The 25,723-nt window shown below is 71.4% G+C and carries 20 protein-coding genes; 16 read left to right on the top strand and 4 right to left on the bottom strand.

The features are described from left to right. Window positions 1-126: 126 nt before the first annotated feature. A complete protein-coding gene (locus tag J7E91_RS07975; RefSeq protein ID WP_214900259.1) occupies window positions 127-1,416 on the top strand; it encodes an ATP-binding protein in 1,290 nt (429 codons plus the stop codon). A 97-nt stretch (window positions 1,417-1,513) separates the two neighbouring features. Continuing rightward, entirely contained in the window at window positions 1,514-2,239 is a 726-nt protein-coding gene (locus J7E91_RS07970; RefSeq protein WP_214900257.1) for a hypothetical protein, read from the top strand. Between the two features lie 43 nt (window positions 2,240-2,282). Here the strand turns inward: J7E91_RS07970 and J7E91_RS07965 are convergent, their stop codons facing one another. After that, window positions 2,283-3,065 carry a TetR/AcrR family transcriptional regulator gene (locus tag J7E91_RS07965; RefSeq protein WP_214900255.1) on the bottom strand — a complete coding sequence of 261 codons (783 nt, stop codon included), beginning with the start codon at window positions 3,063-3,065 and terminating at the stop codon, window positions 2,283-2,285. 97 nt (window positions 3,066-3,162) lie between these two features. On the opposite strand from J7E91_RS07965, the gene J7E91_RS07960 reads away from it, so the two are divergent. Together J7E91_RS07960 and J7E91_RS07955 are read left to right on the top strand one after the other, a co-directional pair. Then, window positions 3,163-4,155, top strand: a complete 993-nt coding sequence (locus J7E91_RS07960; protein WP_214900251.1) for an ATP-binding cassette domain-containing protein — start codon at window positions 3,163-3,165, stop codon at window positions 4,153-4,155. Further along, complete coding sequence (locus J7E91_RS07955; protein ID WP_214900250.1) at window positions 4,152-4,976, top strand: ABC transporter permease; 825 nt, start codon at window positions 4,152-4,154, stop codon at window positions 4,974-4,976. Before J7E91_RS07960 ends, J7E91_RS07955 begins: the two co-directional genes overlap by 4 nt. Before the next feature lie 62 nt (window positions 4,977-5,038). Here J7E91_RS07955 and J7E91_RS07950 read toward each other — a convergent pair whose 3' ends face one another. Next, window positions 5,039-5,725 carry a DUF4360 domain-containing protein gene (locus J7E91_RS07950; protein ID WP_214900249.1) on the bottom strand — a complete coding sequence of 229 codons (687 nt, stop codon included), beginning with the start codon at window positions 5,723-5,725 and terminating at the stop codon, window positions 5,039-5,041. Window positions 5,726-6,016: 291 nt separating this feature from the next. Continuing rightward, entirely contained in the window at window positions 6,017-7,135 is a 1,119-nt protein-coding gene (gene serC, locus J7E91_RS07945; protein ID WP_214900247.1) for a phosphoserine transaminase, read from the bottom strand. A 226-nt stretch (window positions 7,136-7,361) separates the two neighbouring features. Between serC and J7E91_RS07940 the strand changes: the two genes are divergently transcribed. The 10 genes from J7E91_RS07940 (at window position 7,362) to J7E91_RS07895 (ending at window position 22,009) form a co-directional block, all read left to right on the top strand. After that, window positions 7,362-10,295: an FAD-binding and (Fe-S)-binding domain-containing protein gene (locus J7E91_RS07940; protein ID WP_214900245.1), complete on the top strand. Its 2,934-nt coding sequence runs from the start codon at window positions 7,362-7,364 to the stop codon at window positions 10,293-10,295. A gap of 71 nt (window positions 10,296-10,366) precedes the next feature. Continuing rightward, window positions 10,367-11,347: a DMT family transporter gene (locus J7E91_RS07935; protein ID WP_214900243.1), complete on the top strand. Its 981-nt coding sequence runs from the start codon at window positions 10,367-10,369 to the stop codon at window positions 11,345-11,347. Between the two features lie 92 nt (window positions 11,348-11,439). Continuing rightward, entirely contained in the window at window positions 11,440-12,246 is an 807-nt protein-coding gene (locus tag J7E91_RS07930; RefSeq protein WP_214900242.1) for a TIGR03084 family metal-binding protein, read from the top strand. Between the two features lie 80 nt (window positions 12,247-12,326). Beyond that, on the top strand, window positions 12,327-13,961 hold the full coding sequence (locus J7E91_RS07925; RefSeq protein WP_214900449.1) for an acyclic terpene utilization AtuA family protein: 1,635 nt from the start codon (window positions 12,327-12,329) through the stop codon (window positions 13,959-13,961). Window positions 13,962-14,205: 244 nt separating this feature from the next. Next, window positions 14,206-15,816 (top strand): acyl-CoA carboxylase subunit beta, encoded by a 1,611-nt coding sequence (locus J7E91_RS07920; RefSeq protein WP_214900241.1) that lies wholly within the window; start codon window positions 14,206-14,208, stop codon window positions 15,814-15,816. A 20-nt stretch (window positions 15,817-15,836) separates the two neighbouring features. Continuing rightward, window positions 15,837-17,816: a biotin carboxylase N-terminal domain-containing protein gene (locus J7E91_RS07915; RefSeq protein ID WP_214900239.1), complete on the top strand. Its 1,980-nt coding sequence runs from the start codon at window positions 15,837-15,839 to the stop codon at window positions 17,814-17,816. After that, window positions 17,813-18,976 (top strand): acyl-CoA dehydrogenase family protein, encoded by a 1,164-nt coding sequence (locus J7E91_RS07910; RefSeq protein WP_214900237.1) that lies wholly within the window; start codon window positions 17,813-17,815, stop codon window positions 18,974-18,976. Before J7E91_RS07915 ends, J7E91_RS07910 begins: the two co-directional genes overlap by 4 nt. Before the next feature lie 44 nt (window positions 18,977-19,020). Beyond that, a complete protein-coding gene (locus J7E91_RS07905; RefSeq protein WP_214900235.1) occupies window positions 19,021-20,616 on the top strand; it encodes a 4-coumarate--CoA ligase family protein in 1,596 nt (531 codons plus the stop codon). Continuing rightward, entirely contained in the window at window positions 20,613-21,350 is a 738-nt protein-coding gene (locus tag J7E91_RS07900; RefSeq protein ID WP_214900233.1) for an enoyl-CoA hydratase family protein, read from the top strand. Before J7E91_RS07905 ends, J7E91_RS07900 begins: the two co-directional genes overlap by 4 nt. Further along, window positions 21,338-22,009, top strand: a complete 672-nt coding sequence (locus tag J7E91_RS07895) for a TetR/AcrR family transcriptional regulator (protein WP_251015310.1) — start codon at window positions 21,338-21,340, stop codon at window positions 22,007-22,009. Before J7E91_RS07900 ends, J7E91_RS07895 begins: the two co-directional genes overlap by 13 nt. A 54-nt stretch (window positions 22,010-22,063) precedes the next feature. Here the strand turns inward: J7E91_RS07895 and J7E91_RS07890 are convergent, their stop codons facing one another. After that, window positions 22,064-23,164, bottom strand: coding sequence for a citrate synthase 2 (locus J7E91_RS07890; RefSeq protein WP_214900231.1), 1,101 nt, complete (start codon window positions 23,162-23,164; stop codon window positions 22,064-22,066). A 355-nt stretch (window positions 23,165-23,519) separates the two neighbouring features. On the opposite strand from J7E91_RS07890, the gene pdxH reads away from it, so the two are divergent. After that, complete coding sequence (pdxH, locus tag J7E91_RS07885) at window positions 23,520-24,143, top strand: pyridoxamine 5'-phosphate oxidase (RefSeq protein WP_214900448.1); 624 nt, start codon at window positions 23,520-23,522, stop codon at window positions 24,141-24,143. A 212-nt stretch (window positions 24,144-24,355) separates the two neighbouring features. Beyond that, window positions 24,356-25,717: a PAS domain-containing protein gene (locus J7E91_RS07880; RefSeq protein ID WP_214900229.1), complete on the top strand. Its 1,362-nt coding sequence runs from the start codon at window positions 24,356-24,358 to the stop codon at window positions 25,715-25,717. Window positions 25,718-25,723: the final 6 nt, after the last annotated feature.

Below are 25,723 nucleotides of genomic sequence, written 5' to 3'. Positions count from 1 at the left end.
CTGTGCCTGGCTACGGACGGAACGTCCGACTTCCCGCCCCGGATTGTGCACAGTGGCGCAGGACCCGCCGCACCGTCGCCCCTAGCCTCACCGGAACAGCACCAGCACCTACGAGGGGCGGTATCGGTGAACTGGCTCATCCACGACTACCGCGAGAGCGATCTCGCGGCAGTGGTCCACCTGATCGACACCACGGCCGAGCTCGGGCAGGAGTCCGTCTTCTCGCTCGCCGAGTGCATCGGTGCGCTCACCTCACGGCAGCCCGCCGTCGTCGCCGTGCACCAGGGCGTCCCCATCGGCGCGGCGCTCGCGTGCGTGGCCGGTGAGCGTGCCTGGGTGATGCGTATCGCGATCTCCTCCGCCTGGCGCGGACGTGGTCTGGCCAGTGCGCTCCTCGTGGAGCTGGAGCGACGGCTCGTCGCCGCCCGGGTGGGGCGTATCGCGTACGTACTGCCCGAGGAGGATCTCCTCGGCGAGGGGCTGCTCAACGCGGGGTACACCCGCCGGCCTGCCGTGGCGTACTTCGAGAAGGTCGAGCCGCTCCACGGCCCTTCCGCCAGCCTCCTGGAGGATCTCGGCGGGCGTTTCCTGCCCAGCGACCTCTGGGCCAAGGTGGCCGGCATGGAGGCGGAGAAGGACCTGATCGAGCGGCGCGTCGTACTGCCGCTCGCGCAGCCGGAGCGAGCCGCCCGGCACGGCGTACGGCCGCCGCGTGCGGTCGCTCTCTTCGGGCCTCCCGGGACCGGCAAGACGACGTTCGCGAGAGGCATCGCTTCCAAGCTCGGCTGGCCGTTCGTCGAGCTGCTGCCGTCGCGGCTGGCCGACGAGGGCAACCTGGCTGCGGCGCTGCGCGACGCGTTCGCCCGTATCGCCGAGCTGGAGCGGGTGCTCGTCTTCATCGACGAGGTCGAGGAGATCGCTCCCGTACGGACCGAGCCCGCGCAGCCCGGCGGCATGCACGGAGTGACCAATGAGCTGCTCAAGCTCATACCGGGCTTCCGGGAGGGCGACGAGCGGCTGCTGGTGTGCGCGACCAACTCCATCCGGTCGCTCGACCCGGCGTTCCTGCGACCCGGCCGGTTCGACTACCTCATCCCGATCGGTACGCCGGACACGGCGGCGCGGGCGGCGATCTGGGCCCGGTACACGGACGGCAGGGCGGATGTGGACGTGGCGCGGCTGGTGGGGGCGAGCGAGCTGTTCACGCCCGCCGACATCGAGCACGCGGCCCGTATCGCCGCGCAGGCCGCGTTCGAGCGGGACCTGGAGGAGATCGGTGCCGGTGCGGGCGATCCGCGCGCACTCGGCGCGAGTACGGAGGACTATCTGGCGGCCATCGCGCAGTGCCGGCCGACGGTGACGCCCGCGATGGTCGACCAGTTCGACGCGGACATCACGGCGCACGCACGGTTCTGACCACACGCACGGTTCTGACAACACGCATGGTTCTGACGAAACTGACAAAATTAGACAGACGGCTCGGGGATGCTCACGTCAGTGGGAGGCCACGATCATGGCGTCGCAGAACGTGCAAACCCCTTCCGTTTCTTCGCATCCGGAACCCGCCCCCCACCGAGACCTTTGGCCAGGGATCGCCGGGGTGGTGGCCGGGGCGCTGCTGATCGCCGGGCACATCCTGTGGCTGCGTACGCCCGACACGACCGGCCCGGGCGCGATCAGGAATGTCGTGACCTTCTATGCGAAGGACAGCAATCAGGCGCTGGCGGAGACCTCGGCCCTGATGCTGCTGGCCGCGGGCCTGCTGTTCATGTTCTTCCTGGTCGCGCTGTCGCGCCTGGCGGGCAACCGCTCCCATCTCGTGCTGGTGGGCGGCACCGTGTTCACCGTGCTGCTCATGGTCTCGGCGATCGCCGGCAACATGTTCGCGATCACGGCGAGCACTTCGGACGTGTTCCGCGTCGGCCCGCAGACGGCGCACATCGCGATCCTGCTCCTGGACCTGGCGTACGCCGCGGCGATCGCCTCGATGGCCGGCGCGGCGGTGCTGCTGTTCGCGGTCTGGCGCGTGGCGCGCGAGTCGCGGGCCGTGCCGATGTGGCTCGCGTGGTTCGGGTTCGTGGTGGCGGTGCTGTCGCTGGGCGCGATGTTCAGTGCCTGGGCCACGCCGGTGCTGCTGGGGGTGTGGGTTGTGGCGGCGGGTGTGGTGCTGATTCTGAACGCGCGGGTGGCGCAGCGGGACGAGGGGCAGGAGCCAGCCGTGGCGGCCGGCACCTCCTGAGGCTGGCTACATCGCCCTGACGCGAGGGACGTCCTGACGCCGGTCACTTTCCCCGCGCGCGCTCCGCCACCAGGGTCTCGAAGCCCGCGATCAACCGGCGCAGTCCGAAGCCGAAGTGGTCGAAGTCGGTGGCGAAGGAGTTCTCGTCGAGCGCGGCCACCAGCGGGAACTCGCCGCTCGCCATCGCCCGTTCGAGGTACGGCAGCTGCCTTCCCCAGAACTCCTCGTGGCTCAGCCCCGTCTCCTTGGCCGCCTCGACGGCCTCGGCCTCCATCCGGGCGACGCCGATGACGAAGCTCTGGACCGTGATGATCGTGGAGAGCAGCTCCTGGTCTCCGAGCCCCATGTCCTGGAGCCCGGCCAGTGACACTTCGAGGCCGCGCACGGCGGTCGGGCCGAGGACCGTGCGCGCCTGGTTGAGCTTCAGCAGCCAGGGGTGCCGCCGCAGGAGATCGAGGTGCGTACGGGCCATGGACTCGACGGCGGTCCGCCAGTCCACCGGCTCCCGGGCGTCGACGGCGTCGAGCGGCTCGCCCTGCACGCGGTCGACCATCAGGTCGAGCAACTCGGCCTTCCCCGGTACGTAGCGGTACAGCGACATGGTGCCGGTGCCGAGCTCGGTGGACAGGCGGCGCATCGACACCGCGTCCATGCCCTCGGCGTCCGCGATCGCGACCGCCGCGGCGACGATCCGCTCGAGCGTGAGGCCGGGCTTGGGGCCGCGGCTGGGGCGTTCGCCCGTACCCCAGAGGAGTTCGAGGCTGCGGCCGATGCCGCCGCCGCCGCTGGTGGTGCTCGTGTCGCCCGTCCCGGTCGTCTTCTTCATGGGCTCACTCTAAATCTCCCGGACGGAAACTGGGTACGGTGTACTCTCATTGGAGTACGCCGTACTCAGTTAAGTCGTGAGCGGAAGGAATCCCCTTGTGAGTGCCACCGATTACGCCGTCCGGGCGGAAGGGCTCCAGAAGCGGTACGCCGAGAAGAAGGGCGCGAAGGGCGCTACCCACAAGCTCGCCCTCGACGGCTTCGACCTCGCCGTCCGCGCGGGCACCGTCCACGGTCTGCTCGGCCCCAACGGCGCGGGCAAGACGACCGCCGTCCGCGCCCTGGCCACGCTGCTCAAGCTCGACGGCGGCCGGGCGGAGGTCGCGGGCGTCGACGTACGCCGCGATCCCCGGCTCGTACGCCGCCGGATCGGCCTCACCGGCCAGTACGCGGCGGTGGACGAGGTCCTGACCGGGCGGCAGAACATCGAAATGTTCGGCCGTCTCTTCCACCTGGGCGGGAAGCGGGCGAGGGTGCGGGCCGGTGAACTCCTGGAGCAGTTCGACCTGGTGGAGGCCGCCGACAAGGGCGTGGGCGCGTACAGCGGCGGAATGCGGCGCCGGCTCGACCTCGCCGCGTCGATGATCCTCGCCCCGCAGGTGCTCTTCCTCGACGAGCCGACCACCGGGCTCGATCCGCGCGGGCGCGGTGAAGTGTGGGATGCGGTACGGGCAATGGTCGCCAGGGGTACGACCGTACTGCTGACGACCCAGTACCTGGACGAGGCCGACAAGCTCGCCTCGCACATCACCGTCATCGACCGGGGCCGGACCATCGCCGACGACACCCCGGACGGCCTGAAGAACCGGGTCGGCGGCGACCGTATCGAAGTCGTCGTCGCCCGGGCGGCGGACCTCGCGGTGGCCGCCAAGGTGATCGCCCGGGTCTCGGAGACCGAACCGGATACGGACGAAGTGGCGCTGCGGGTGCACGCGCAGGTGGGCGACCGGGTGGCGGCGCTGACGGAGGTGGCGCGAACCCTCCAGGACGAGGGGATCGCGGTGGAGGACATCGGACTGCGCAGGCCGAGCCTCGACGACGTGTTCCTGCGCCTGACCGGACACCGCGCGGAACTGGAGACAGCAGCATGAGCACGGCGACGGAACTGGTCCCGACGGGGCCCGAGCGACGGCTCTACTGGGCCCTGGCGGACTGCTGGAACGTCACCAGGCGCACCCTCACCCACTACCGGCGCCAGCCCGTCACCATCGTCTGGCAGCTCGGCTTCCCGATCGTCTCCGTGCTGCTGTACGGGTTCGTCTTCGGCGAGGCGATGGCGGTGCCCGGGGACGGGGACTACCGGGAGTTCCTGATGCCCGGCATGTTCGCCTCCACCATGGCCTTCGGGTTCATGAACACGACGATGGCCGTGGTCACCGACTCCACGAAGGGCGTCATCGACCGGTTCCGCTCCATGCCGATGGCGCCGTCGGCGGTGGCGTCCGGGCGGGGGGTGTCCGATCTGCTGGTTGCCTGCGCCGAGTTGACGATCCTCGCGGTGACCGCCGTCCTCATCGGCTGGGAGGCCGAGGGCGGCGCGCCGGCCGCGGTGGGGGCCTTCGGGCTGCTCCTGCTGCTGCGCTTCAGCCTGATCTGGGTGGGCGTCTGGCTGGGGCTGCTGGTCCCCAGCGCGGAGGCGGCCGGCGGGCTCTACGCGGTGGCGTTCCCGCTGACGATGATCTCCAGCATCTACGTGGCGCCGTCCCTGATGCCGAGCTGGCTGGGTCCGGTCGCGGCCTGGAACCCCGTCTCGTCGACGGTCACGGCGACCCGTGAGCTGTTCGGGCAGCCGGTGAGCGGCGGCACGTGGATCGAGGACAACGCGGTGCTGATGGCGGTGGTCTGGCCGCTGCTGATCACGGCGGTGTTCCTGCCGCTGGCGGTGCGGCGGTTCCAGGCGCTGAGCCGCTGAGCCGCGGTGTCGCGGGCCTGAGGGGTGGGCCCGGGAGGGGGGCGGGCCCACCCCGGTTGTGGCTAGGCCGGGCACTCCTTCCAGGCCAGCCGGTAGATGGTCTTGATGTCGCCGTCCGTCGAGTCCATGGTGATGAAGCTGTTCGTCTTCGTCGGGTCCGAGGTGCCCGCGCTGACCCGCAGTTCAGTGTTGATGTTGAAGTTCCGCTTCACCCCGCAGGGCGCCCAGACCAGCTGGCCCCAGTCGGTTTCGTCGGTCGCCTGCCAGTTGTTGTCGTACGGCCCGGTGTGCGGGTGCGTCCTGGACGCCGTGTCGGGCGAGCCCTGGAAGTAGTACGACGCCTTCTGGACGGCGGTGGCGCCCGCCTGCAGGCGGGCGTAGCCGCGGTAGTCGGCGCTCGCGACCGCGTAGGTGAAGCCGTGCGGAACGTGCACGATCAGGTTGAGCTGGCAGTTCTTGCGGAAGTCGGTCGGCTTCGCGCCCAGGCCCACCTGGGCGAGGTAGTCGCTGTACGTGACGGTGAAGGCCGTGTTGTCCGGGGAAACGGCGACGGCGGCCGTCCCTTGCCGGCAGCCCGAGCCGTTGACGGTCGCTATCTCGATGACGATCTTGTCGGGCGGTGCGACGATCCCGTGGGTCGCGGCGTCTTCGGCCGCTGAGGCGTTCTGTGCGAACAGCGTGGAGGCGAGCAGCGCGGCGGCCGCACCGCCGACGAGTAACGCTCGCTGTCCTGGTGTGTGTCCGGGCATGGTGCTCCGATCGGTCGTCGGGCGAACAAGGGGGGTGCAACCGAAGAAACTGTGGAGCGACATGTGCATGTCAAACATTCAAGCGGTTCCGGCCGGTGGTGGAAGCGCCGGAACCCTTCGGACTGTAGGCAGCGGGGCGCGACCTGGGTAGAGCGGTTATCGGCCTGGCGTGGAACCGGCGCGTTCAGCGGGCGCAGGGAAAGGGGCCCGGCGACGGTGTCGGCCGGACCCCTTTCCGTACGCATCTCGTACAGCTACAGCTACAGCTACAGCTACAGCTGACAGCTGCGGCTACAGCTTCTCGATCACGTAGTCGATGCAGGCCGTCAGGGCCTTGACGTCGGCCGGGTCGATCGCCGGGAACATCGCGACGCGCAGCTGGTTGCGGCCCAGCTTGCGGTACGGCTCCGTGTCGACGATGCCGTTCGCGCGCAGCGCCTTGGCGACCGCCGTGGCGTCGATCTCGTCGGAGAAGTCGATCGTGCCGATGACCTGCGAGCGCTTGGCCGGGTCGGTGACGAACGGCGTCGCGTACTTGGACTCGTCGGCCCAGCCGTACAGGTTGGCCGCCGAGGTCGCGGTGCGGCGGACCGACCAGTCGAGACCGCCCTGCGTGTTGAGCCACTTCAGCTGGTTGTCGAGCAGGAAGAGGGTCGCGAGCGCGGGGGTGTTGTACGTCTGGTTCTTGAGGGAGTTGTCGATCGCCGTGGGCAGGCTGAAGAACTCCGGGATGTGGCGGCCGGACGCGTGGACGCGCGCGGCACGCTCCAGGGCGGCGGGCGAGAAGGCCGCGATCCACAGGCCGCCGTCGGAGGCGAAGGACTTCTGCGGGGCGAAGTAGTAGACGTCGGTCTCGGTGATGTCGACCGGGAGGCCGCCCGCGCCGGACGTGGCGTCGACCACCACAAGGGAGCCGGCGTCGGCGCCCCCGACGCGCTTGACCGGGGCCGCGACACCGGTCGAGGTCTCGTTGTGGGTGAAGGCGTAGACGTCGACACCCGCCTCGGCCCGCGGGTCCGGGTGCGTACCCGGGTCCGAGGCGATCACGGTCGGGTCGTCCAGCCAGGGCGCCAGCTTGGCGGCCTTCGCGAACTTCGACGAGAACTCGCCGAAGCTCAGGTGCTGGGACTTCTGCTCGATCAGCCCGTGGGTCGCGATGTCCCAGAAGGCGGTGGAACCGCCGTTGCCCAGGATCACCTCGTAACCCTCGGGGAGCTGGAAGAGGTCGCGTACGCCGTCGCGCACCGAGCCGACCAGGTTCTTGACCGGGGCCTGGCGGTGGGACGTACCGAGGAGTGAGGTGCCGGTGGCGGCCAGGGCGTCCAGCGCCTCCGTACGCACCTTGGAGGGGCCCGCGCCGAAACGGCCGTCGGCGGGCTTCATGTCAGCGGGAATCTGGATCTCAGCCACGAGCCGGAGCGTAGCCGGTCCGCGGAGGTGCGGGAGGCGCCCGTCCGGCCGGTGAGACGCGGGCTCCGGCCGGTGAGATGCGAGACCGCCCGCCCCACCTCACCCCGCCTCGCACCGTTGCTGCTGCGCCGAGCTTCACCCTTTCGGCGTACCGGGCCCGAGTCCGAACCCGAGCGCGCGTCTGCGGCCTCGCCGGGAGCGGTGAGTCGTCGGCATCCTTGAGCGCATGGCTGAGCAGCGTGACGGGCGTGAGCACGACGGGCGGAACGGGCAGGGCGAGAAGCGGCGCGGGCACGACACGGCGGCGCTGGCGCGCGAGCTGCGCGCGGCCGTGCGGGGTGACGTCGCCTTCGACGCGGCGGCGCGCGCCCTGATGACGATGGACGCCTCCAACTACCGGCGCGTGCCGCTCGGTGTCGTCGCCCCGCGCGACGCCGCCGACGTGGCCGCCGCGCTCGCCGTCTGCCGGGCTCACGGGGTGCCCGTCGTGCCGCGCGGCGGCGGTACGTCGATCGCCGGGCAGGCGACCGGCACGGGTGTCGTCCTCGACTTCACGCGCCACATGCGCGCCATCACGGACCTCGACCCCGAGACCCGTACGGTCGTGGTGCAGCCGGGCGTCGTCCTCGACGATCTGCGGGCCGCGGCGGGGGCGTACGGGCTGACCTTCGGGCCGGACCCCTCCACGCACAGCCGCTGCACGCTCGGCGGCATGATCGGGAACAACTCGTGCGGCTCGCACTCGGTGGCGTGGGGAACGACGGCCGACAACCTCTACGACCTGTCGGTCGTCACCTACGGCGGGGACGAGCTGCGCCTGGCCGAGGGCTGGCAGGGCGCACCCGAAGGTCTGCGCGCACTGGTGAACGGCAACCTCGCGCTCCTGCGCACCGGCTTCCCCGAGCTGCCGCGCCGTATCTCGGGATACGCCCTGGACGCGTTGCTTCCCGAGAACGGCGTGAACCTCGCCCGTGCGTTCTGCGGAAGCGAGGGAACGCTCGGCGTGGTGCGCGAGGCGACCGTACGCCTGGTGGAAGCCCCCGGGGCACGCGCACTGGCCGTTCTCGGGTACGCCGGTGAGAGCGCCGCGGCCGAGGCCGCGCCCGCACTCCTCCCGTACGGCCCGCTCACCGTGGAAGGCATGGCCGAAGACCTCGTCCCCGAGCAGGAACGGAGGCTGCTCCCGCGCGGCTTGGCGTGGCTCTTCGTGGAGATGGGCGGGGACTCGGCCGCCGAAGCGCTCTCCCGCGCCGAGCGGCTCGTGAAGGCCGCCCAGGCGCTCGACGGAACGGTCGTCACCGACCCGGCCGGACAACGCGCCCTGTGGCGCGTCCGCGAGGACGCGAGCGGTACGGCGACGCGGATGCCGGACGGCAGCGAGGCGTGGCCCGGCTGGGAGGACTGCGCCGTACCGCCCGCACGGCTCGGCGCGTACCTGCGGGACTTCAGGTCACTGCTCGCCGAGCACGGCCTGCGCGGCACGCCTTACGGCCACTTCGGCGACGGGTGCATCCACGTCCGTATCGACTTCGACCTCCTCAGTGAGACCGGCGTACGCCGCTTCCGCGCCTTCTCCGAGGAACAGGCGGAACTCGTCGTCGCCCACGGCGGCTCGCTGTCCGGGGAACACGGCGACGGGCAGGCACGCGCGGAACTGCTTCCGAAGATGTACGGGAACGAACTCGTCGCCCTCTTCGGCCGCTTCAAGGACGTGTGGGACCCGGCCGGCGGCATGAACCCGGGTGTGCTCGCCCGCCCCGCCCGGCTGGACGAGAATCTGCGCTTCGCGGTGCTCCCCGGGGAGCACGTCGACGTCGCCTTCGCGTACCCGCACGACGGCGGGGATTTCCCGGCCGCCGTACGCCGTTGTGTGGGCGTCGCGAAGTGCCGTACCGAGTCGGCGACGGGAGCGGGCGTCATGTGCCCCTCCTTCCGGGTCACCGGAGACGAACAGCACTCCACGCGCGGGCGCGCGCGCCTGCTGCACGAAATGCTCGCCGGGGAAGTCGTCACGGACGGCTGGCGGTCGCGGGAGGTACGGGACGCACTCGACCTGTGCCTGTCGTGCAAGGGGTGCAGGAGCGACTGTCCGGTGGGCGTCGACATGGCGACGTACAAGGCGGAATTCCTGCACCACCACTACAAGGGCCGGCTCCGTCCCGCGGCGCACTACGCGATGGGCCGGCTTCCCGTGTGGCTGCGCGCGGCGGCTCCGTTCGCGGGTGTGCTGGGCGCCGCTTCCCGGGTACGCCCGCTGGCCGCTCTCGTGAAGCGCCTGGGAGGGATCGCCCCGGAGCGCGACCTGCCCACTCCGGCGCGCACCACGCTGCGGAGCTGGTGGCGGGCGCGGAACAGGGTGGTGCGGAAACGGTCCCCGGAGCTTGGTACGACGACCGTCGTCCTGTGGCCCGACACCTTCACCAACCACCTCTCCCCGGACGTCGGCCGGGCCGCGGTGCGCGTACTGGAAGCGGCCGGCCTGCGGGTCGTGATGCCACCGCGGCAGCTGTGCTGCGGCCTGACGTACGTCTCCACCGGACAGCTCGACCGGGCCCGCACGGTCATGCGCCGCACCCTGGACGGCATGGAACGCGCCGCCGGGCTGCCCGTCGTCGTCCTGGAACCGAGCTGTGCGGCCGCGCTCAAGGCCGACCTCCCCGAGCTGCTGCCGAACGACCCGAGAGCGGCCGCCCTCGCCTCCTCGGTACGCACCTTCGCGCAGGCACTGGAGGAGTACGCCCCGCACTGGCAGCCCCCGAGGATCGACCGCCCGGTAGCGGGCCAGACGCACTGCCACCAGCACGCCGTACTGGGCGACGCGGCGGAACAGCGGCTGCGGGAGCGGGCCGGTCTCACCGGCGCCCTGAGCGGCGGCTGCTGCGGCCTCGCGGGAAACTTCGGATTCGAGCGCGGCCACTACGACGTGTCGGTCGCCTGCGCCGAGGAACAACTGCTCCCGTCGGTACGCGACGCCGCCCAGGGAACGGAGCTCCTGGCGGACGGCTTCTCCTGCCGCACCCAGGTGCAACAGCTGACGGGCCTGAGGGCGAGGCACCTGGCGGAGGTACTGGCAGACGGCCTGGGAGACGGCCTGGGAGACGGCCCGGGACGCGGTTCGGCAGAGGGACGGAACCGCCCTCCCCTCACCGGGCAGCACTGACCACGCCGTGCGTCAGTCCCCGGTCAGGGGTGTGAGCGGTGGACGGTGATGTTCCGCTTACCGTGGAGCGCATGGAACAGCCCACCTCCGCCGACCCCGGCCACGCGCCCGCCCCCGCTCCTTCGATACCCGACGCCGGTCCCGCGGCGGGCCCTGCCGGTCCCGCAGCGCGGCTCGGGGCCCGGCTCGGGCCGGTGGCGATGGTGGTGGCCGGTGGGATGTCGGTGCAGTTCGGGTCCGCCGTCGCGGTGACGATCATGCCGAGCGTGGGAGCGGCCGGTGTCGTCGCCCTGCGGCTCGCCGTCGCGGCCGTGATCCTGCTCGCCGTGTGCCGGCCGCGCGTGCGCGGCTACGCCCGCGCCGACTGGTGGACCATCGCCGCCTTCGGTCTCGCCATGGCAGGCATGAACGGTCTCTTCTACCAGGCGCTGGACCGTATCCCGCTGGGCGTGGCGGTCACCCTTGAGGTGCTGGGACCGCTCGCCCTCTCCGTGTTCGCGTCCCGCCGCGCAATGAGCGCCGTGTGGGCCGCACTCGCGCTCGGCGGCGTCGCGCTGCTCAGCGGCGGCGGCTTCGACCGGCTCGACCTGGTCGGCGCGGCGTACGCGCTAGCCGCCGGCGGCTGCTGGGCGGCGTACATCCTCTTCAGCGCGCGGACCGGACGGAGGTTCCCCCAGGCGGACGGACTGGCGCTCGCGATGGCGGTCGCGGCGCTGCTCAGCCTGCCGCTCGGGATCGCGGAGGCGGGCGGCAGGCTGCTGGAGCCGCGCACGGTGGCGCTGGCGGTGGCGGTCGCGCTGATGTCGTCCGTGCTGCCGTACACGCTGGAGCTGCTGGCGCTGCGCCGGCTGCCGGCCGCGACGTTCGCCGTACTGATGAGCCTGGAGCCGGCCATCGCGGCGGTCGCCGGATTCCTGGTGCTGAGTCAGGCCCTGTCCGTGACGGACGCGCTGGCGATCGCGCTGGTCATCGCGGCGAGCATGGGGGCGGTACGGAGCCAGGGGCGGCAGGGCCGGCAGGCGCGTCGGGAGCGGTCCACGCCCGTCGCGTGATTCCGGCACACAAATAATGCAAGCACGCTTGCTTGTTTCTTGAGGGGCTGCCATGCTCCGGACACACCGCCCTACCCCGAGGGGAGCGCACCGTGTCCGATCCGGCAGCCGTGCTCGACGATCTCCGTGCCGAAGGGGATGAACTCGACCAGCTGGTCGTGGGCCTGAGCGAGAAGCAGTGGTCGCTCGCCACGCCCGCGCCACGCTGGACCGTCGCCCACCAGATCGCGCATCTGGCGTGGACGGACACAGCGGCGCTGCTGTCCGTCACCGATCCCGAGGGCTTCACGGCGGAGGCCCAGGAGGCGATGTCCGCGCCCGAGCGCTTCGTCGACGAGGGCGCGGAGGCGGGAGCGGAGCTGCCGGTCGACGAGCTGCTGGCGTGGTGGCGCGACGGCCGCGAACAGCTCCAGCGAGCCCTGCGGGCGGCGCCGGACGGGGTGAAGTTCCCCTGGTACGGGCCGCCGATGGGCGCCGCTTCGATGGCGACCGGGCGGCTGATGGAGACCTGGGCGCACGGCCAGGACATCGCGGACGCGGTGGGAGCGCGCCGGGAGCCGACGGCACGGCTGCGGCATGTGGCCAGGATCGGCGTGCGGGCGCGCGGCTACGCCTTCGCGGTGCGAGGGCTCACCCCGCCCGCCGAGGAGTTCCGGGTGGAGCTGACCGCGCCGGACGGGTCCGGGCTGTGGGCGTACGGGCCCGAGGACGCCCGGCAGCGGGTCACGGGACCGGCGCTCGACTTCTGCCTCCTGGTGACCCAGCGGGCCCACCGTGACGACGTGGCGGTACGGGCCGAGGGTGCCGACGCCGACCGGTGGCTGGACATCGCGCAGGCGTTCGCGGGACCGGCGGGCGCGGGGCGGGAACCGAAGCGGCGGGGCGGGGGAGCGGCGTGACCCCCGCCGGCGGGCAGAGCGGCCGGCGGCCGCTGCGGATCGGGAACGCCTCGGGTTTCTACGGCGACCGCTTCGACGCCATGACGGAGATGCTCACCGGCGGCGAACTCGACGTACTCACCGGGGACTACCTCGCCGAACTGACCATGCTCATCCTCGGACGCGACCGCCTGAAGGACCCCGGTCTCGGGTACGCCAAGACCTTCCTGCGGCAACTGGAGAAGAACCTCGGCCACGTACACGAGCGCGGGGTACGGATCGTGGCCAACGCGGGCGGCCTCAACCCGGAAGCGCTCGCTGACGCCGTACGGGAACTCGCGGAACGGGCCGGGGTGCCGCTGCGGGTCGCGCACGTGGAAGGCGACAGTCTGCCGCTGCCCGAAGGAGCGCTCACCGCGAACGCCTACCTGGGCGGCGGCGGCATCGCGAAGTGCCTCGCAGCGGGCGCGGACGTGGTGGTGACGGGGCGCGTCACGGACGCGGCACTGGTCACCGGACCGGCCGCATGGTGGTTCGGGTGGGGCCCCGAGGAGTACGACCGCTTGGCAGGGGCGGTGGTGGCCGGGCACGTGCTGGAGTGCGGGACACAGGCGACGGGGGGCAACTACGCGTTCTTCTCCGACCGTTCCCGGCCACGTGACGTAAGGCGCCCCGGTTTCCCGCTCGCTGAGATCCATGCCGACGGTTCTTCGGTCATCACGAAGCACCCGGGAACGGGCGGTTACGTCGACACGGGAACGGTCACCGCGCAGCTCCTGTACGAAACGGGCGCACCCCGGTACGCAGGCCCCGACGTCACGGCACGACTCGACACCGTGCGCCTCGCGCGGGAGGGGCCGGAGCGGGTGCGGATCTCGGGCGTACGCGGAGAGGCGCCGCCACCCACCCTCAAGGCCGGGGTGACCCGGGTGGGCGGGTGGCGCAACGAGGTCACGTGCGTACTGACCGGCCTGGACATCGAGGCGAAGGCCGAGCTCGTACGGGCACAACTGGAGGACGCGCTGTCGTCGGCCGAACGCCGCCCGGCCGAGGTCCGCTGGGAGCTGGTGCGCACGGACCGGACGGACGCCGACACGCAGGAATGCGCGAGCGCACTGCTGCGGCTGGTCGTGCGGGACCCGGACCCGGCGAACGTCGGCCGTGTGATCAGTGGAGCGGCGATCGAACTCGCGCTCGGCAGCTACCCGGGCTTCCACGTCACGGCGCCCCCCGGAAAAGGCGCACCGTACGGGGTCTTCGAGGCGGCGTACGTGGACGCGGGGGAGGTGAAGCACGTCGCGGTGCTGCCGCAGGGTGAGCGGGTGTGGGTGCCGCATCCCGCGCGTACGCGGGTCCTTGAGCCGGTCGGCGACGCGCCCCGCTTGCCGCCCGCACTGACGGGTCCGACACGCAGGGCCCCGATCGGCCTTGTCGCGGGCGCCCGCAGCGGTGACAAGGGCGGGGACGCGAACGTCGGTGTGTGGGTGCGCTCGGACGACGCGTGGCGGTGGCTCGCACACGCCCTGACGGTGGACCGCTTCCGGCAGCTGCTCCCGGAGACGGCGAACCTCCCGGTGACTCGCCATGTCCTGCCGAACCTGCGAGCCCTGAACTTCGTGGTCGAGGGCCTCCTGGGCGAGGGAGTCGCCTCCCAGGCCCGCTTCGACCCCCAGGCGAAGGCACTGGGCGAATGGCTGCGCTCCCGGCACATCGACATACCGGAGGTACTCCTGTGACGGCACAACGCTCCCGCATGACGGGACCATACTCCCGCCGCGGGCAAATTCAGCCCGTCCGGCGTTTGAGGACCGGGGTCTGGGGCGGAGCCCCCACGCGGCGGAGCCGCAGAATGTCACAGCGGGAAGGGGCGGGTAGGGGAACAGCGCCGCTGGCACCTGAACCCGCACCCGGACAGGCACCCGCATCCGAACCCGCACCCACCCCCACCCCCACCCCCACCCCCACCCCGGCGGTGACCCAGTGACCGTGCTCCCCACCGCACTCGACCCTCACGCCCCCGAGTACGCCACCAACCGCGCCGCCATGCTCGCCAAACTGGCCGACCTCGACGCCGAGCACGCCAAAGCCCTCGCCGGCGGCGGCGAGAAGTACGTCGCCCGCCACCGCGAGCGTGGCAAACTGCTCGCCCGCGAGCGCATCGAGTTGCTCCTCGACCCCGACACCCCGTTCCTGGAGCTGTCGCCCCTGGCCGCCTGGGGCAGCGACTACGCAGTAGGCGCGTCCATGGTCACCGGAATCGGCGTCGTCGAGGGCGTGGAGTGCCTCATCACCGCCACCGACCCCACCGTCCGCGGCGGCGCCTCCAACCCCTGGACCCTCAAAAAGGCGCTGCGGGCGAACGAGATCGCGTACGCGAACCGCCTCCCCTGCATCAGCCTCGTAGAGTCCGGCGGCGCGGATCTCCCCTCCCAGAAGGAGATCTTCATTCCCGGCGGTGCGCTCTTCCGCGACCTCACCCGCCTCTCCGCCGCCGGAATCCCGACCATCGCGGTCGTCTTCGGCAACTCCACGGCCGGCGGGGCGTACATCCCCGGAATGTCCGACCACACCATCATGATCAACAAGCAGTCGAAGGTCTTCCTCGGCGGCCCGCCCCTCGTCAAGATGGCCACCGGCGAGGAGTCGGACGACGAATCCCTCGGCGGCGCCGAAATGCACGCCCGTACCTCCGGTCTCGCCGACTACTTCGCCCTGGACGAGCACGACGCCCTGCGTCAGGCCCGCCGCGTGGTAGCCCGCCTCAACTGGCGCAAGGCACAAGCCGCCCCGCCCGTCCCCGCCGAGCCCCCCAAGTACGACGAGGACGAACTCGCGGGCATAGTCCCCGGCGACCTCAAGGTCCCCTTCGACCCGCGCGAAGTGATCGCCCGTATCGTCGACGCCTCGGACTTCGACGAGTTCAAGCCGCTGTACGGGCCCAGCCTGGTCACCGGCTGGGCCCGCCTCCACGGCCACCCCCTCGGCATCCTCGCCAATGCACAAGGAGTGCTCTTCAGCGCGGAGTCCCAGAAGGCCGCCCAGTTCATCCAGTTGGCGAACCAGCGCGACATCCCCCTCCTGTTCCTCCACAACACCACCGGCTACATGGTCGGCAAGGAGTACGAGCAGGGCGGCATCATCAAGCACGGCGCGATGATGATCAACGCGGTGTCGAACTCCAGGGTCCCGCACCTCTCCGTCCTGATGGGCGCCTCCTACGGCGCCGGCCACTACGGCATGTGCGGGCGCGCCTACGACCCCCGCTTCCTCTTCGCCTGGCCGAGCTCCAAGTCCGCCGTCATGGGCCCGCAGCAGCTCGCCGGGGTGCTCTCGATCGTCGCCCGCGCGTCCGCCGCCGCGAAGGGGCAGCCATACGACGACAAGGCTGCCGAGGCCGACGCGGGGCTGCGCGCCATGGTCGAGCAGCAGATCGAGTCGGAGTCCCTCCCGATGTTCCTGTCCGGGCGGCTGTACGACGACGGGGTCATCGACCCGCGCGACACCAGGACCGTGCTGGGGCTGTGCCTGTCCGCGATCCACACGGCACCGGTCGAGGGCGCGCGCGGCGGCTTCGGCGTCTTCCGGATGTGAAGGGCCTTCCGATGAGTTCGATGATCACCTCAGTCCTCGTGGCCAACCGCGGCGAGATCGCCTGCCGCGTCTTCCGTACGTGCGCACACCTCGGCATCACCACCGTCGCCGTGTACTCCGACGCCGACAGGGGCGCGCTGCACGCGCGTTCCGCGGACGCCGCGGTACGCCTGCCGGGAACGGCCCCCGCCGACACGTACCTGCGCGGTGACCTCGTCGTGAAGGCCGCCCTGGCGGCCGGTGCGGACGCCGTGCACCCCGGATACGGCTTCCTCTCCGAGAACGCCGGGTTCGCCCGCGCCGTACTGGACGCGGGTCTGGTGTGGATCGGTCCGCCGCCCGAGGCGATCGACGCCATGGCATCCAAGACGCGCGCCAAGGAACTCATGGCGGCCTCCGGCGTCCCGCTCCTGGCCCCCGTCGCCCCCGACAAGGCCACCGACGCAGACCTCCCGCTCCTCCTCAAGGCGGCGGCGGGCGGCGGCGGCAGAGGCATGCGCGTCGTACGCGATCTCTCGGCGCTCGCGGGCGAGCTGACCGCCGCGACCGCGGAAGCACGGTCCGCCTTCGGCGACGGGGAGGTCTTCGCCGAGCCGTACGTCGAACGCGGCCGCCACGTCGAGGTCCAGGTGATGGCCGACGCGCACGGCACGGTCTGGGCGCTCGGCACCCGGGACTGCTCGCTCCAGCGGCGGCACCAGAAAGTTGTCGAGGAGGCCCCCGCACCCGGCCTGGACGACGCCCTGCGCACCACACTGCACGACGCCGCGGTGGCGGCGGCGAGGGCGGTGGACTACCGGGGCGCGGGAACCGTCGAGTTCCTGGTCTCGGCCGAGGGCCGCCCGTACTTCCTGGAGATGAACACCCGCCTCCAGGTCGAGCATCCCGTGACCGAGGCGGTGTACGGCATCGACCTGGTGGCGCTCCAACTGCGCGTCGCCGAGGGCGAGGCCCTGCCACCCGGACCACCCGCCCCTTCGGGCCACGCGGTGGAGGCCCGCCTCTACGCGGAGGACCCTTCCCGCGACTGGCAGCCCCAGACAGGTCCCCTGCACGCCCTGAGCGTCCCCGAGGCACCCGGACTGCGGGTCGACAGCGGGTACGCCGGCGGAGACGTCGTCGGGGTGCACTACGACCCGATGCTGGCCAAGGTCATCGCCCACGCGCCCACCCGGTCCGAAGCCGTGCGCAAGCTGGCCCGTGCCCTGGAGCGGGCCAGGATCCACGGCCCCGTCACCAACAGGGACCTGCTCGTACGCTCGCTGCGGCACCCCGACTTCGCGGCCGGACGGCTCGACACCGGCTTCTACGACCGGCACCTGGACGCGCTCACCGAGGCTTCCCCGGACCCTTCGCACGGGGCACTGGCCGCGCTCGCCGCAGCGCTCGCCGACGCCGCCACCCGGCAGATCACCGGAACGACGACGACGGCCCGGCTCGGCGGCTGGCGCAATGTGCCGTCCCAGCCACAGGTGAAGACCTACCGGACCGAGCCCGACGGGACGGAACACGAGGTCCGCTACCGGGTCACCCGGGACGGCTTCACCGCGGAAGGCGCGCCGGGCGTACGCGTGCACGACGTACGAGCCGATCACGTGACCTTCGAAATCGACGGCGTACTGCGGCACTTCCACATCACCGTGCACCCCGGCGGCCGGACGTACGCCGACACGTCCACCGGCGGCTCGCACACCCTCACGGCTCTGCCCCGCTTCCCCGACCCCACAGCCCGCACGGAACCGGGCTCCCTGCTCGCGCCCATGCCGGGAACCGTCGTCCGCGTCGCCGAAGGGCTCACGGAAGGCGCCCGCGTCACCGCGGGGCAGCCCCTGCTCTGGCTGGAGGCCATGAAGATGGAGCACCGCGTCTGCGCTCCCGCCTCCGGCACGCTCACCGCGCTCCACGCCGCCCCCGGCCGCCAGGTCGAGGTCGGCGCCCTGCTCGCCGTCGTACAGGCCGCAGAGCCTGGCGAAGAGTCCCAGGAGGACCAGCAGTCATGAGCACCGCCGTTGTGGAAACCGAAGAACACAAAGCGCTCCGAGCGGCCGTCGCCGCTCTCGGGAAGCGTTACGGACGCGACTACATGACCACCGTCGTACGCGAAGGGGCGCACCCCGACGCGCTCTGGGCGGAGGCCGCCAAGCTCGGTTACCTCGGTGTGAACCTTCCCGAGGAGTACGGCGGAGGGGGCGGCGGGACAGCGGAACTATCTATCGTCCTGGAGGAGCTGGGGGCAGCCGGGTGTCCTCTCCTCATGATGGTCGTCTCGCCCGCCATCTGCGGCACCGTCATCGCCCGCTTCGGTACGGACGGACAGAAGGCCGCCTGGCTGCCCGGGCTCGCCGACGGAAGCCTCACCATGGCGTTCGGCATCACCGAGCCCGACGCCGGATCGAACTCCCACCGGATCACCACCACGGCCCGCCGCGACGGGGACAACTGGCTGCTCACGGGACGCAAGGTCTTCATCTCCGGCGTCGACATCGCCGACGCGACCCTCATCGTCGGCCGCACCGAGGACGCGCGGACGGGCCGCCTCAAACCGTGCCTGTTCATCGTCCCCCGCGACACTCCGGGCTTCCGGCGCTCGCAGATCGACATGGAACTCCAGGCACCGGAGAAGCAGTTCGAGCTGGTCCTCGACGACGTGCGCCTGCCCGCCGAAGCCCTGGTCGGCGACGAGGACGCGGGCCTCCTCCAGCTCTTCGCCGGCCTCAACCCCGAGCGGGTCATGACTGCCGCCTTCGCCGTCGGCATGGGCCGCTACGCCGTCAGCAGGGCCGTCGAGTACGCCAGGGAGCGCACCGTCTGGAAGGCCCCCGTCGGCGCCCACCAGGCCATCGCCCACCCCCTCGCGCAGGCCCACATCGAACTCGAACTGGCCCGCCTGATGATGCAGAAAGCGGCCCACCTCTACGACGCGGGCGACGACCTCGGCGCGGGGGAGGCCGCCAACATGGCGAAATACGCCGCCGCAGAGGCCTGCGTGAAGGCCGTCGACCAGGCCGTCCACACCCTCGGCGGCAACGGACTCACCCGCGAATACGGCCTCGCGTCGCTGATCACCGCCGCGCGGGTGGCCCGTATCGCGCCCGTCAGCCGCGAAATGATCCTGAACTTCGTATCCCACCAGTCCCTGGGGCTCCCCAAGTCGTACTAGCACGCGGGATTCTGGCCACCACCCATACCGCGGAGGGGACCGTCATGGCGTTCCAGAGCGAGTACGCACCCGTAGAGCCCGTCGGACTTCCCATCCACGAGGCGGTGCTCGGAAGGGCCGCCGAGTACGGCGACACGCCCGCCCTGATCGACGGGACGAACGGCGACACGATCACGTACAGCCAACTGGACACCTTCCACCGGCGCATCGCCGCCGCGCTGGCCGAGGCGGGCCTGCGGCAGGGCGACGTACTCGCCCTGCACAGCCCCAACACCATCGCGTACCCGGTGGTCTTCTACGCCGCCACGCGCGCCGGGGCCTCCGTCACGACCATCCACCCGCTGTCCACGGCGGAGGAGTTCGCCAAGCAGCTCACCGACTCCTCCGCCCGCTGGATCGTCACCGTCTCACCGCTCCTGGGCGTCGCGCGAAGGGCCGCCGAACTCGTCGGCGGGATCGAGGAGATCTTCGTCTGCGACAGCGCGGAAGGACACCGCTCCGTCCTCGACATGCTCGCCTCGACCGCTCCCGAGCCGCAGCTCACCATCGACCCGTCCGAGGACATCGCGGCGCTCCCGTACTCGTCGGGCACCACGGGCGTTCCCAAGGGCGTGATGCTCACGCACCGCAGCATCGCCACCAACCTGGCGCAGCTCGATCCCTTCATCCCCATGGGACCCGGCGACCGCATCCTGGCGGTGCTTCCCTTCTTTCACATTTACGGCCTCACCGCTCTCATGAACGCGCCCCTGCGCAATGGTGCGACGGTCGTCGTACTTCCGCGGTTCGAACTCGACCAGTTCCTCGGCGCCATCCAGAAGCACCGCATCAACGGCCTGTACGTAGCCCCGCCGATCGTCCTGGCCCTCGCCAAACACCCCGCCGTCACGAAGTACGACCTGTCCGGCCTGGAGTACATCGTCAGCGCCGCCGCCCCGCTCGACGCCGCTCTCGCGCAAGCCTGTTCGCGCCGCCTCGGGCTGCCGCCGGTCCTCCAGGCGTACGGCATGACGGAACTGTCCCCCGGCACACACGTCGTTCCCCGGAACGCGCCGAACCCGCCCCCGGGAACGGTCGGAAAGCTTCTCCCGGGAACGGAAATGCGCATCCTCTCCCTCGACGACCCCGGAAAGGACGTGGGCGTAGGAGAGGAGGGCGAGATCGCCATCCGCGGCCCCCAGGTGATGAAGGGCTACCTCGGCCGCCCCGACGCCACCGCCGCCATGATCGACGCCGACGGATGGGTGCACACCGGTGACGTCGGAAGGACCGACGCGGACGGCTGGCTGTTCGTCGTCGACCGGGTCAAGGAACTGATCAAGTACAAGGGCTTCCAGGTGGCACCCGCCGAACTCGAAGCGCTCCTTCTCACCCATGAAGCGATCGCGGACGCGGCCGTCATCGGCGTGTACGACGAGAACGGCAACGAAGTGCCCATGGCGTACGTCGTCCCGCAGCCGGCCGCCCACCTCACCGAGGACGACGTCATGGCGTACGTCGCCGCACGCGTCGCCCCGTACAAGAAGGTCCGCCGCGTCACCTTCGTCGCAAGCGTCCCCAGGGCGGCCTCCGGAAAGATCCTCCGGCGTGAACTGCGCGAACTGCGCGCACTGCGCGAACGTGAAGGGGAGAGCGCATGACCCTGGTACCGACCGCACACGACCGCGGGATCACCACCCTGACGCTCGACTCACCTACGAACCGCAACGCGCTGTCCGCGCGCCTCGTCGGTGAGCTCGGCGACGCCCTGTCCGCGTGCGCGAAGGACCCCTCCGTACGGGCCGTGCGACTCACCCACACAGGGGGCACCTTCTGCGCGGGCGCCGACCTCAAATCGCCCCCCGACCCCGCCGCCTTCGTGGCCCTCCTGCGGGGCATCGTCGAACTGCCCAAGCCGGTGGTGGCGCGTGTGGAGGGACACGTACGGGCCGGCGGGCTCGGACTGCTCGGCGCGTGCGACATCTCAGCGGCGGGGCCCGGCGCGAGCTTCGCGTTCACCGAATCCCGGCTCGGGCTCGCCCCCGCCGTCATCTCGATGCCGCTGCTGCCCCGCCTGGACCCGCGCGGCGCCGCCCGCTACTACCTGACCGGAGAACGGTTCGACGCCGCTGAGGCGGCCCGCACGGGACTGATCACCATCGCGTCCGACGACGACGTCGACGACTCGCTCGCACCCGTGCTCGACGGGCTGCGCAGGGCCTCCCCGCAGGGGCTGGCCGAGTCCAAGCGCCTGGTCACGGCTACAGTGCTGGCAGCCTTCGACCGGGACACGGACACGCTCGTCGAGCAGTCCGCGCGTCTGTTCGCCTCACGGGAGGCGGCCGAAGGCGTGACGGCATTCCTCGAACGACGGGACCCCGCATGGGTGCTGTGACCCCGACACCGACCCCGACGCCGACCCCGGCCTCGACACCGCCCCCCGCACCGGCCACCGGCAAGGCCCCCAAGCAGGACCGCTCCAGGGCCACCAGGCAGCGCCTGCTGGAAGCCGCGGTGTCCTGCCTGGCCGAGCGCGGCTGGGCGGGCTCCACGGTGTCCGTCGTCGCGGAACGGGCCGGCGTCTCACGCGGCGCGGCCCAGCACCACTTCCCGACCCGGGAAGACCTCTTCACGGCGGCCGTCGAGTACGTCGCCGAGGAACGCTCCACGGCACTGCGCGCACTGTTCCCGCAGGGCGCCGCCAACCGCACCGCTGTCGTCTGCGCACTCGTCGACCTCTACACGGGACCGCTCTTCCGGGCCGCCCTCCACCTGTGGGTGGCAGCCTCCAACGAGGACCAGCTGCGACCGCGCGTCACGGAGCTGGAGGCGCGCGTCGGACGCGAGTCGCACCGGATCGCGGTGGAGCTCCTCGGCGCGGACGAGTCCGTTCCCGGCGTACGCGAAACGGTCCAGGGCTTCCTCGACATGGCACGCGGCCTCGGCCTGGCCACGCTCCTCACCGACGACGCGGCACGCCGCGAGAGGGTGGTGGCGCAGTGGGCGACGCTTCTGGACAACGCCCTTGAGCCCGCGCCCCCAGAGGCGGAGTAGAACGGCGCCGCACCCTTCGAGCGAGAGGGTGCGGCGCCGCCGTACGTGACGAACTCAGCCCGTGATGTCCCTGAAGCCGGGGATCTCCTGCGGCCCCCGCGTCCCGGGACCGACGTACCGCGCCGACGGCCGCACCAGGCGGGCCGTGCGCTTCTGCTCCAGGATGTGGGCGCTCCAGCCGGCCGTACGCGCACACGTGAACATCGACGTGAACATGTGCGCCGGGACCTCCGCGAAGTCCAGCACGATCGCCGCCCAGAACTCGACGTTCGTCGCGAGCACCCGGTCGGGCCGCCGTGCGTGCAGCTCCTCCAGAGCGGCCTTCTCCAGCGCCTCGGCGACCTCGAAGCGCGGCGCGGCGAGCTCCTTCGCGGTACGCCGCAGGACGCGCGCCCGCGGGTCCTCGGCGCGGTACACGCGGTGGCCGAAGCCCATCAGACGCTCGCCCTTGTCGAGCGCGCGCTTCACGTAGGCGGTCGCGTCACCGGTGCGCTCGATCTCCTCGATCATGCCGAGGACGCGCGAGGGAGCGCCACCGTGGAGCGGCCCGGACATGGCACCGACCGCGCCGGACAGGGCGGCGGCCACATCGGCGCCGGTCGACGCGATCACGCGCGCCGTGAACGTGGAGGCGTTCATGCCGTGCTCGGCGGCCGACGTCCAGTAGGCGTCGACGGCCTTGACGTGCTTGGGGTCGGGCTCACCGCGCCAGCGCGTCATGAAGCGCTCCACCACGGTCTCCGCCTTGTCGATCTCCTTCTGCGGGACCATCGGCAGGCCCTGCCCGCGCGCCGACTGGGCGACGTACGACAGCGCCATGACGGCGGCGCGCGCGAGGTCGTCGCGCGCGGTCTGCTCGTCGATGTCGAGCAGCGGTTTCAGGCCCCACACGGGCGCGAGCATCGCGAGCGCGGACTGGACGTCGACGCGGATGTCACCGGAGTGGACGGGGATCGGGAACGGTTCGGCGGCCGGCAGTCCGGGGTTGAACGCGCCGTCGACCAGCAGGCCCCACACGTTCCCGAAGGACACGTGCCCGACGAGGTCTTCGATGTCGACCCCCCGGTAACGGAGCGCACCGCCCTCCTTGTCCGGTTCTGCGATCTCCGTTTCGAACGCGACGACTCCTTCGAGTCCGGGTACGAAGTCGGACATCAGGCGGCTCCTCATGATGTGTTCGACAAGCATCGACAAGCGGCAAAGGGCGTGTGACCAGGGCTCAGGTCCGGTCAGATCCGGTCAGGTTCCGGGCTTCATCGCTCACCCCGGGGATTCCCCGCGCGGCAGGTGGTCACCCAACCGCTCCGGAAGCAGGCACGATATCCCCTGCTGTATGGAGGTCACAGTGCCCGGCGCCCACATTTTGGCGGGTTCCGCCGATGCGGGGAAGCGTGATTACCGGCACACTGCCCCATTTCCCGGGCGAGGGTTGATGGCACCGGGTGCCGGGCAAACTGGGCCCCTGCGGCAGGATGGCACCGTGCCGAACCGAGATTTCGATCCCGCCGCCATGCGCGAGCACTATCGCAGCGAAACCTTCACGGAGGCGCAACTCGCCGCCGAACCGATGGGCCAGTTCGACCATTGGTTCAGAGAGATCGCCACCGCCGGCCTGCACGAGCCGAACGCCATGATCCTGTCCACGGCCACCCCCGACGGCCGGCCCTCGTCGCGCACGGTCCTGCTCAAGAAGTACGACCCCCAGGGCTTCGTCTTCTTCACGAACTACGCCTCCCGCAAGGGACAGGAGATCGCGGCCAATCCGTACGTCTCGCTGCTCTTCCCGTGGCACCAGGTCGCGCGCCAGGTGATCGTCACCGGCACGGCCACGCGGACCGGCCGCGACGAGACGGCGGCGTACTTCCGAACGCGCCCGCACGGCTCACAGCTCGGCGCCTGGGCGAGCGCGCAGTCCTCCGTGATCGCATCCCGCGAAGAGCTGCTCGCACGCTACGACGAACTGGCGACGCGCTATCCCCACACGGAGCGCGTACCGGTGCCGCCGGACTGGGGCGGGTACCGGATCGTTCCCGAGACCGTCGAGTTCTGGCAGGGCCACGCGAACCGCCTGCACGACCGCCTGCGGTACGTCGCCGAGGGTGACGCATGGCGCGTGGAGCGCCTCTGCCCGTAGGGCCGTGCCGCCCCGAGGCCCGTGGAACCGCCCCAAGACCCGTGGCACGCAGAAACCCGCGGGCTCTGGTCCCTCCGAAGAGGAGCCGGCCGGACTTACCGGCGAGCGGGGAGCATTTATTTCCCCGAACCAGGTGTGTGCTGCGTCACGTTCCAGTTGAATGATCCGGGTTCAGCAGTGCAGCAAAGGCGAACACCTGCAGGGGGTGCCAGGTGAGTGCTTCCCGGATCGGCGAGACCACCGACGCGTTCGGTTCCGACGAGCCAGGGCCCGGTTCCGGCGATCTTCTTGCCGCGCTTCTCGACGGCATGGACGCGGCGCTCTGCGCCTTCGACGCGGACGGGGTGATCACCCACTGGAACCGCGAGGCGGAACGGATTCTCGGGTGGACGGCGGACGAGGCGGTCGGGCGGACCGGCTTCGCGGGGTGGGCGGCCCGGCCGGCGGACGCGGACGAGGTGCAGGGACGGCTGATGTCGGCGATGCACGCTCCGGGGCGGCAGGTGCACGAATTCGCGCTTCTGCGGAAGGACGGCGGGCGTGTTCTCGTACGGACACAGTCGGCGGGGGTGCCGGGCGCGGAAGGCAAGCCCGCCGGGGTGTACTGCGCATTCAGCGAGGTGCACGCGCAGATCGATCTGGAACGGGCGATCGCGCTGAGCGAGGCGCTCTTCGACGACGCGTCCTGGGGCGTCGTTCTGGTGGACGTGGACCTGCGTCCGACCGTCGTCAACGCGCACGCGGCGCGCGCGCTCGGGGTGGGCCGTACGACGTTGCTGGGGCGCCCCCTCGGTGAGCTCATCGTGCAGGGCGTGGAGGAACTGGAGGGCGCTCTCCAGCACGTACTGGCGGAAGGGGCGCCCCCGACCCCCGCCGAGCTGTGGGTGACGCTGCGCAGGGCGGAGCCGGGCGGCAGGGGCGAGCGGCGTCGGTGCTGGCGCAGTGGCTTCCTGCGGTTGGCGTCGCCGCTTGCGGAGGAGCCGGTTCCGCTGGGGGTCGGCTGGCTGTTCCAGGACATCACCGAGGCGAAGACGGCGGAGCAGGAGGCCGCGCAGTTGCGGTTCCGCGGCAATCAGCTGCACCGGGCGGGGCGCGCCGCCGCCGAGTGCGAGGACCCGATGGAGGCCGCGCTGTCGTACCTCGACTTCGCTCTCGCGGGCTTCGCCGACCACGCGCTCGTCGACCTGGTCGTGGGAGACCACCCGGCGCGTCTGGTCCGGGCCGCGGCCACACCGTCGGGCGCCCCGGGACCGTGCCTGCCGGTGACCGGTGGAGCGGGCATCCCGGTTCCGTACCCGTCGGGCCATCCGGCGTTCCAGTGCCTGGACCGCCTCGGCTCGGTACGGGCGAGCGGGGGTCCGGAGGACTGGGCGGTGCGGCGCCAGTGGCCGCGGGACACCGTGCACGCCCTGTGTACGGTGCTGCGCAGCCGCGGGCGGACGCTGGGCGTGGCCACGTTCCTGCGCGGTCCGAGCCGCAGCGCCTTCGAGCGTCCGGACGCGACGTACGCGGAGAACATCGCCGTGCGCGTGGCGGCGGCGATCGACCTGGCGCAGACGCTGAAGCCGTCGTAACGAACC

The sequence above is a fragment of the Streptomyces sp. ISL-99 genome, assembly GCF_018614005.1.
Lineage (GTDB): Bacteria > Actinomycetota > Actinomycetes > Streptomycetales > Streptomycetaceae > Streptomyces > Streptomyces flavidovirens.
Note: the sequence above shows the minus strand (reverse complement) of the source record. Positions and strands in the feature narration are given on the sequence as shown.

Coding starts and splice junctions, on each gene's coding strand:
- J7E91_RS07890 (WP_214900231.1), bottom strand. CDS start 23,164: ATGTCCGACTTCGTACCCGGACTCGAAGGAGTCGTCGCGTTCGAAACG.
- J7E91_RS07950 (WP_214900249.1), bottom strand. CDS start 5,725: ATGCCCGGACACACACCAGGACAGCGAGCGTTACTCGTCGGCGGTGCG.
- J7E91_RS07970 (WP_214900257.1), top strand. CDS start 1,514: ATGGCGTCGCAGAACGTGCAAACCCCTTCCGTTTCTTCGCATCCGGAA.
- J7E91_RS07915 (WP_214900239.1), top strand. CDS start 15,837: ATGATCACCTCAGTCCTCGTGGCCAACCGCGGCGAGATCGCCTGCCGC.
- J7E91_RS07965 (WP_214900255.1), bottom strand. CDS start 3,065: ATGAAGAAGACGACCGGGACGGGCGACACGAGCACCACCAGCGGCGGC.
- J7E91_RS07935 (WP_214900243.1), top strand. CDS start 10,367: ATGGAACAGCCCACCTCCGCCGACCCCGGCCACGCGCCCGCCCCCGCT.
- J7E91_RS07905 (WP_214900235.1), top strand. CDS start 19,021: ATGGCGTTCCAGAGCGAGTACGCACCCGTAGAGCCCGTCGGACTTCCC.
- J7E91_RS07900 (WP_214900233.1), top strand. CDS start 20,613: ATGACCCTGGTACCGACCGCACACGACCGCGGGATCACCACCCTGACG.
- J7E91_RS07940 (WP_214900245.1), top strand. CDS start 7,362: ATGGCTGAGCAGCGTGACGGGCGTGAGCACGACGGGCGGAACGGGCAG.
- J7E91_RS07955 (WP_214900250.1), top strand. CDS start 4,152: ATGAGCACGGCGACGGAACTGGTCCCGACGGGGCCCGAGCGACGGCTC.
- pdxH (WP_214900448.1), top strand. CDS start 23,520: ATGCGCGAGCACTATCGCAGCGAAACCTTCACGGAGGCGCAACTCGCC.
- J7E91_RS07910 (WP_214900237.1), top strand. CDS start 17,813: ATGAGCACCGCCGTTGTGGAAACCGAAGAACACAAAGCGCTCCGAGCG.
- J7E91_RS07895 (WP_251015310.1), top strand. CDS start 21,338: ATGGGTGCTGTGACCCCGACACCGACCCCGACGCCGACCCCGGCCTCG.
- J7E91_RS07925 (WP_214900449.1), top strand. CDS start 12,327: ATGACGGAGATGCTCACCGGCGGCGAACTCGACGTACTCACCGGGGAC.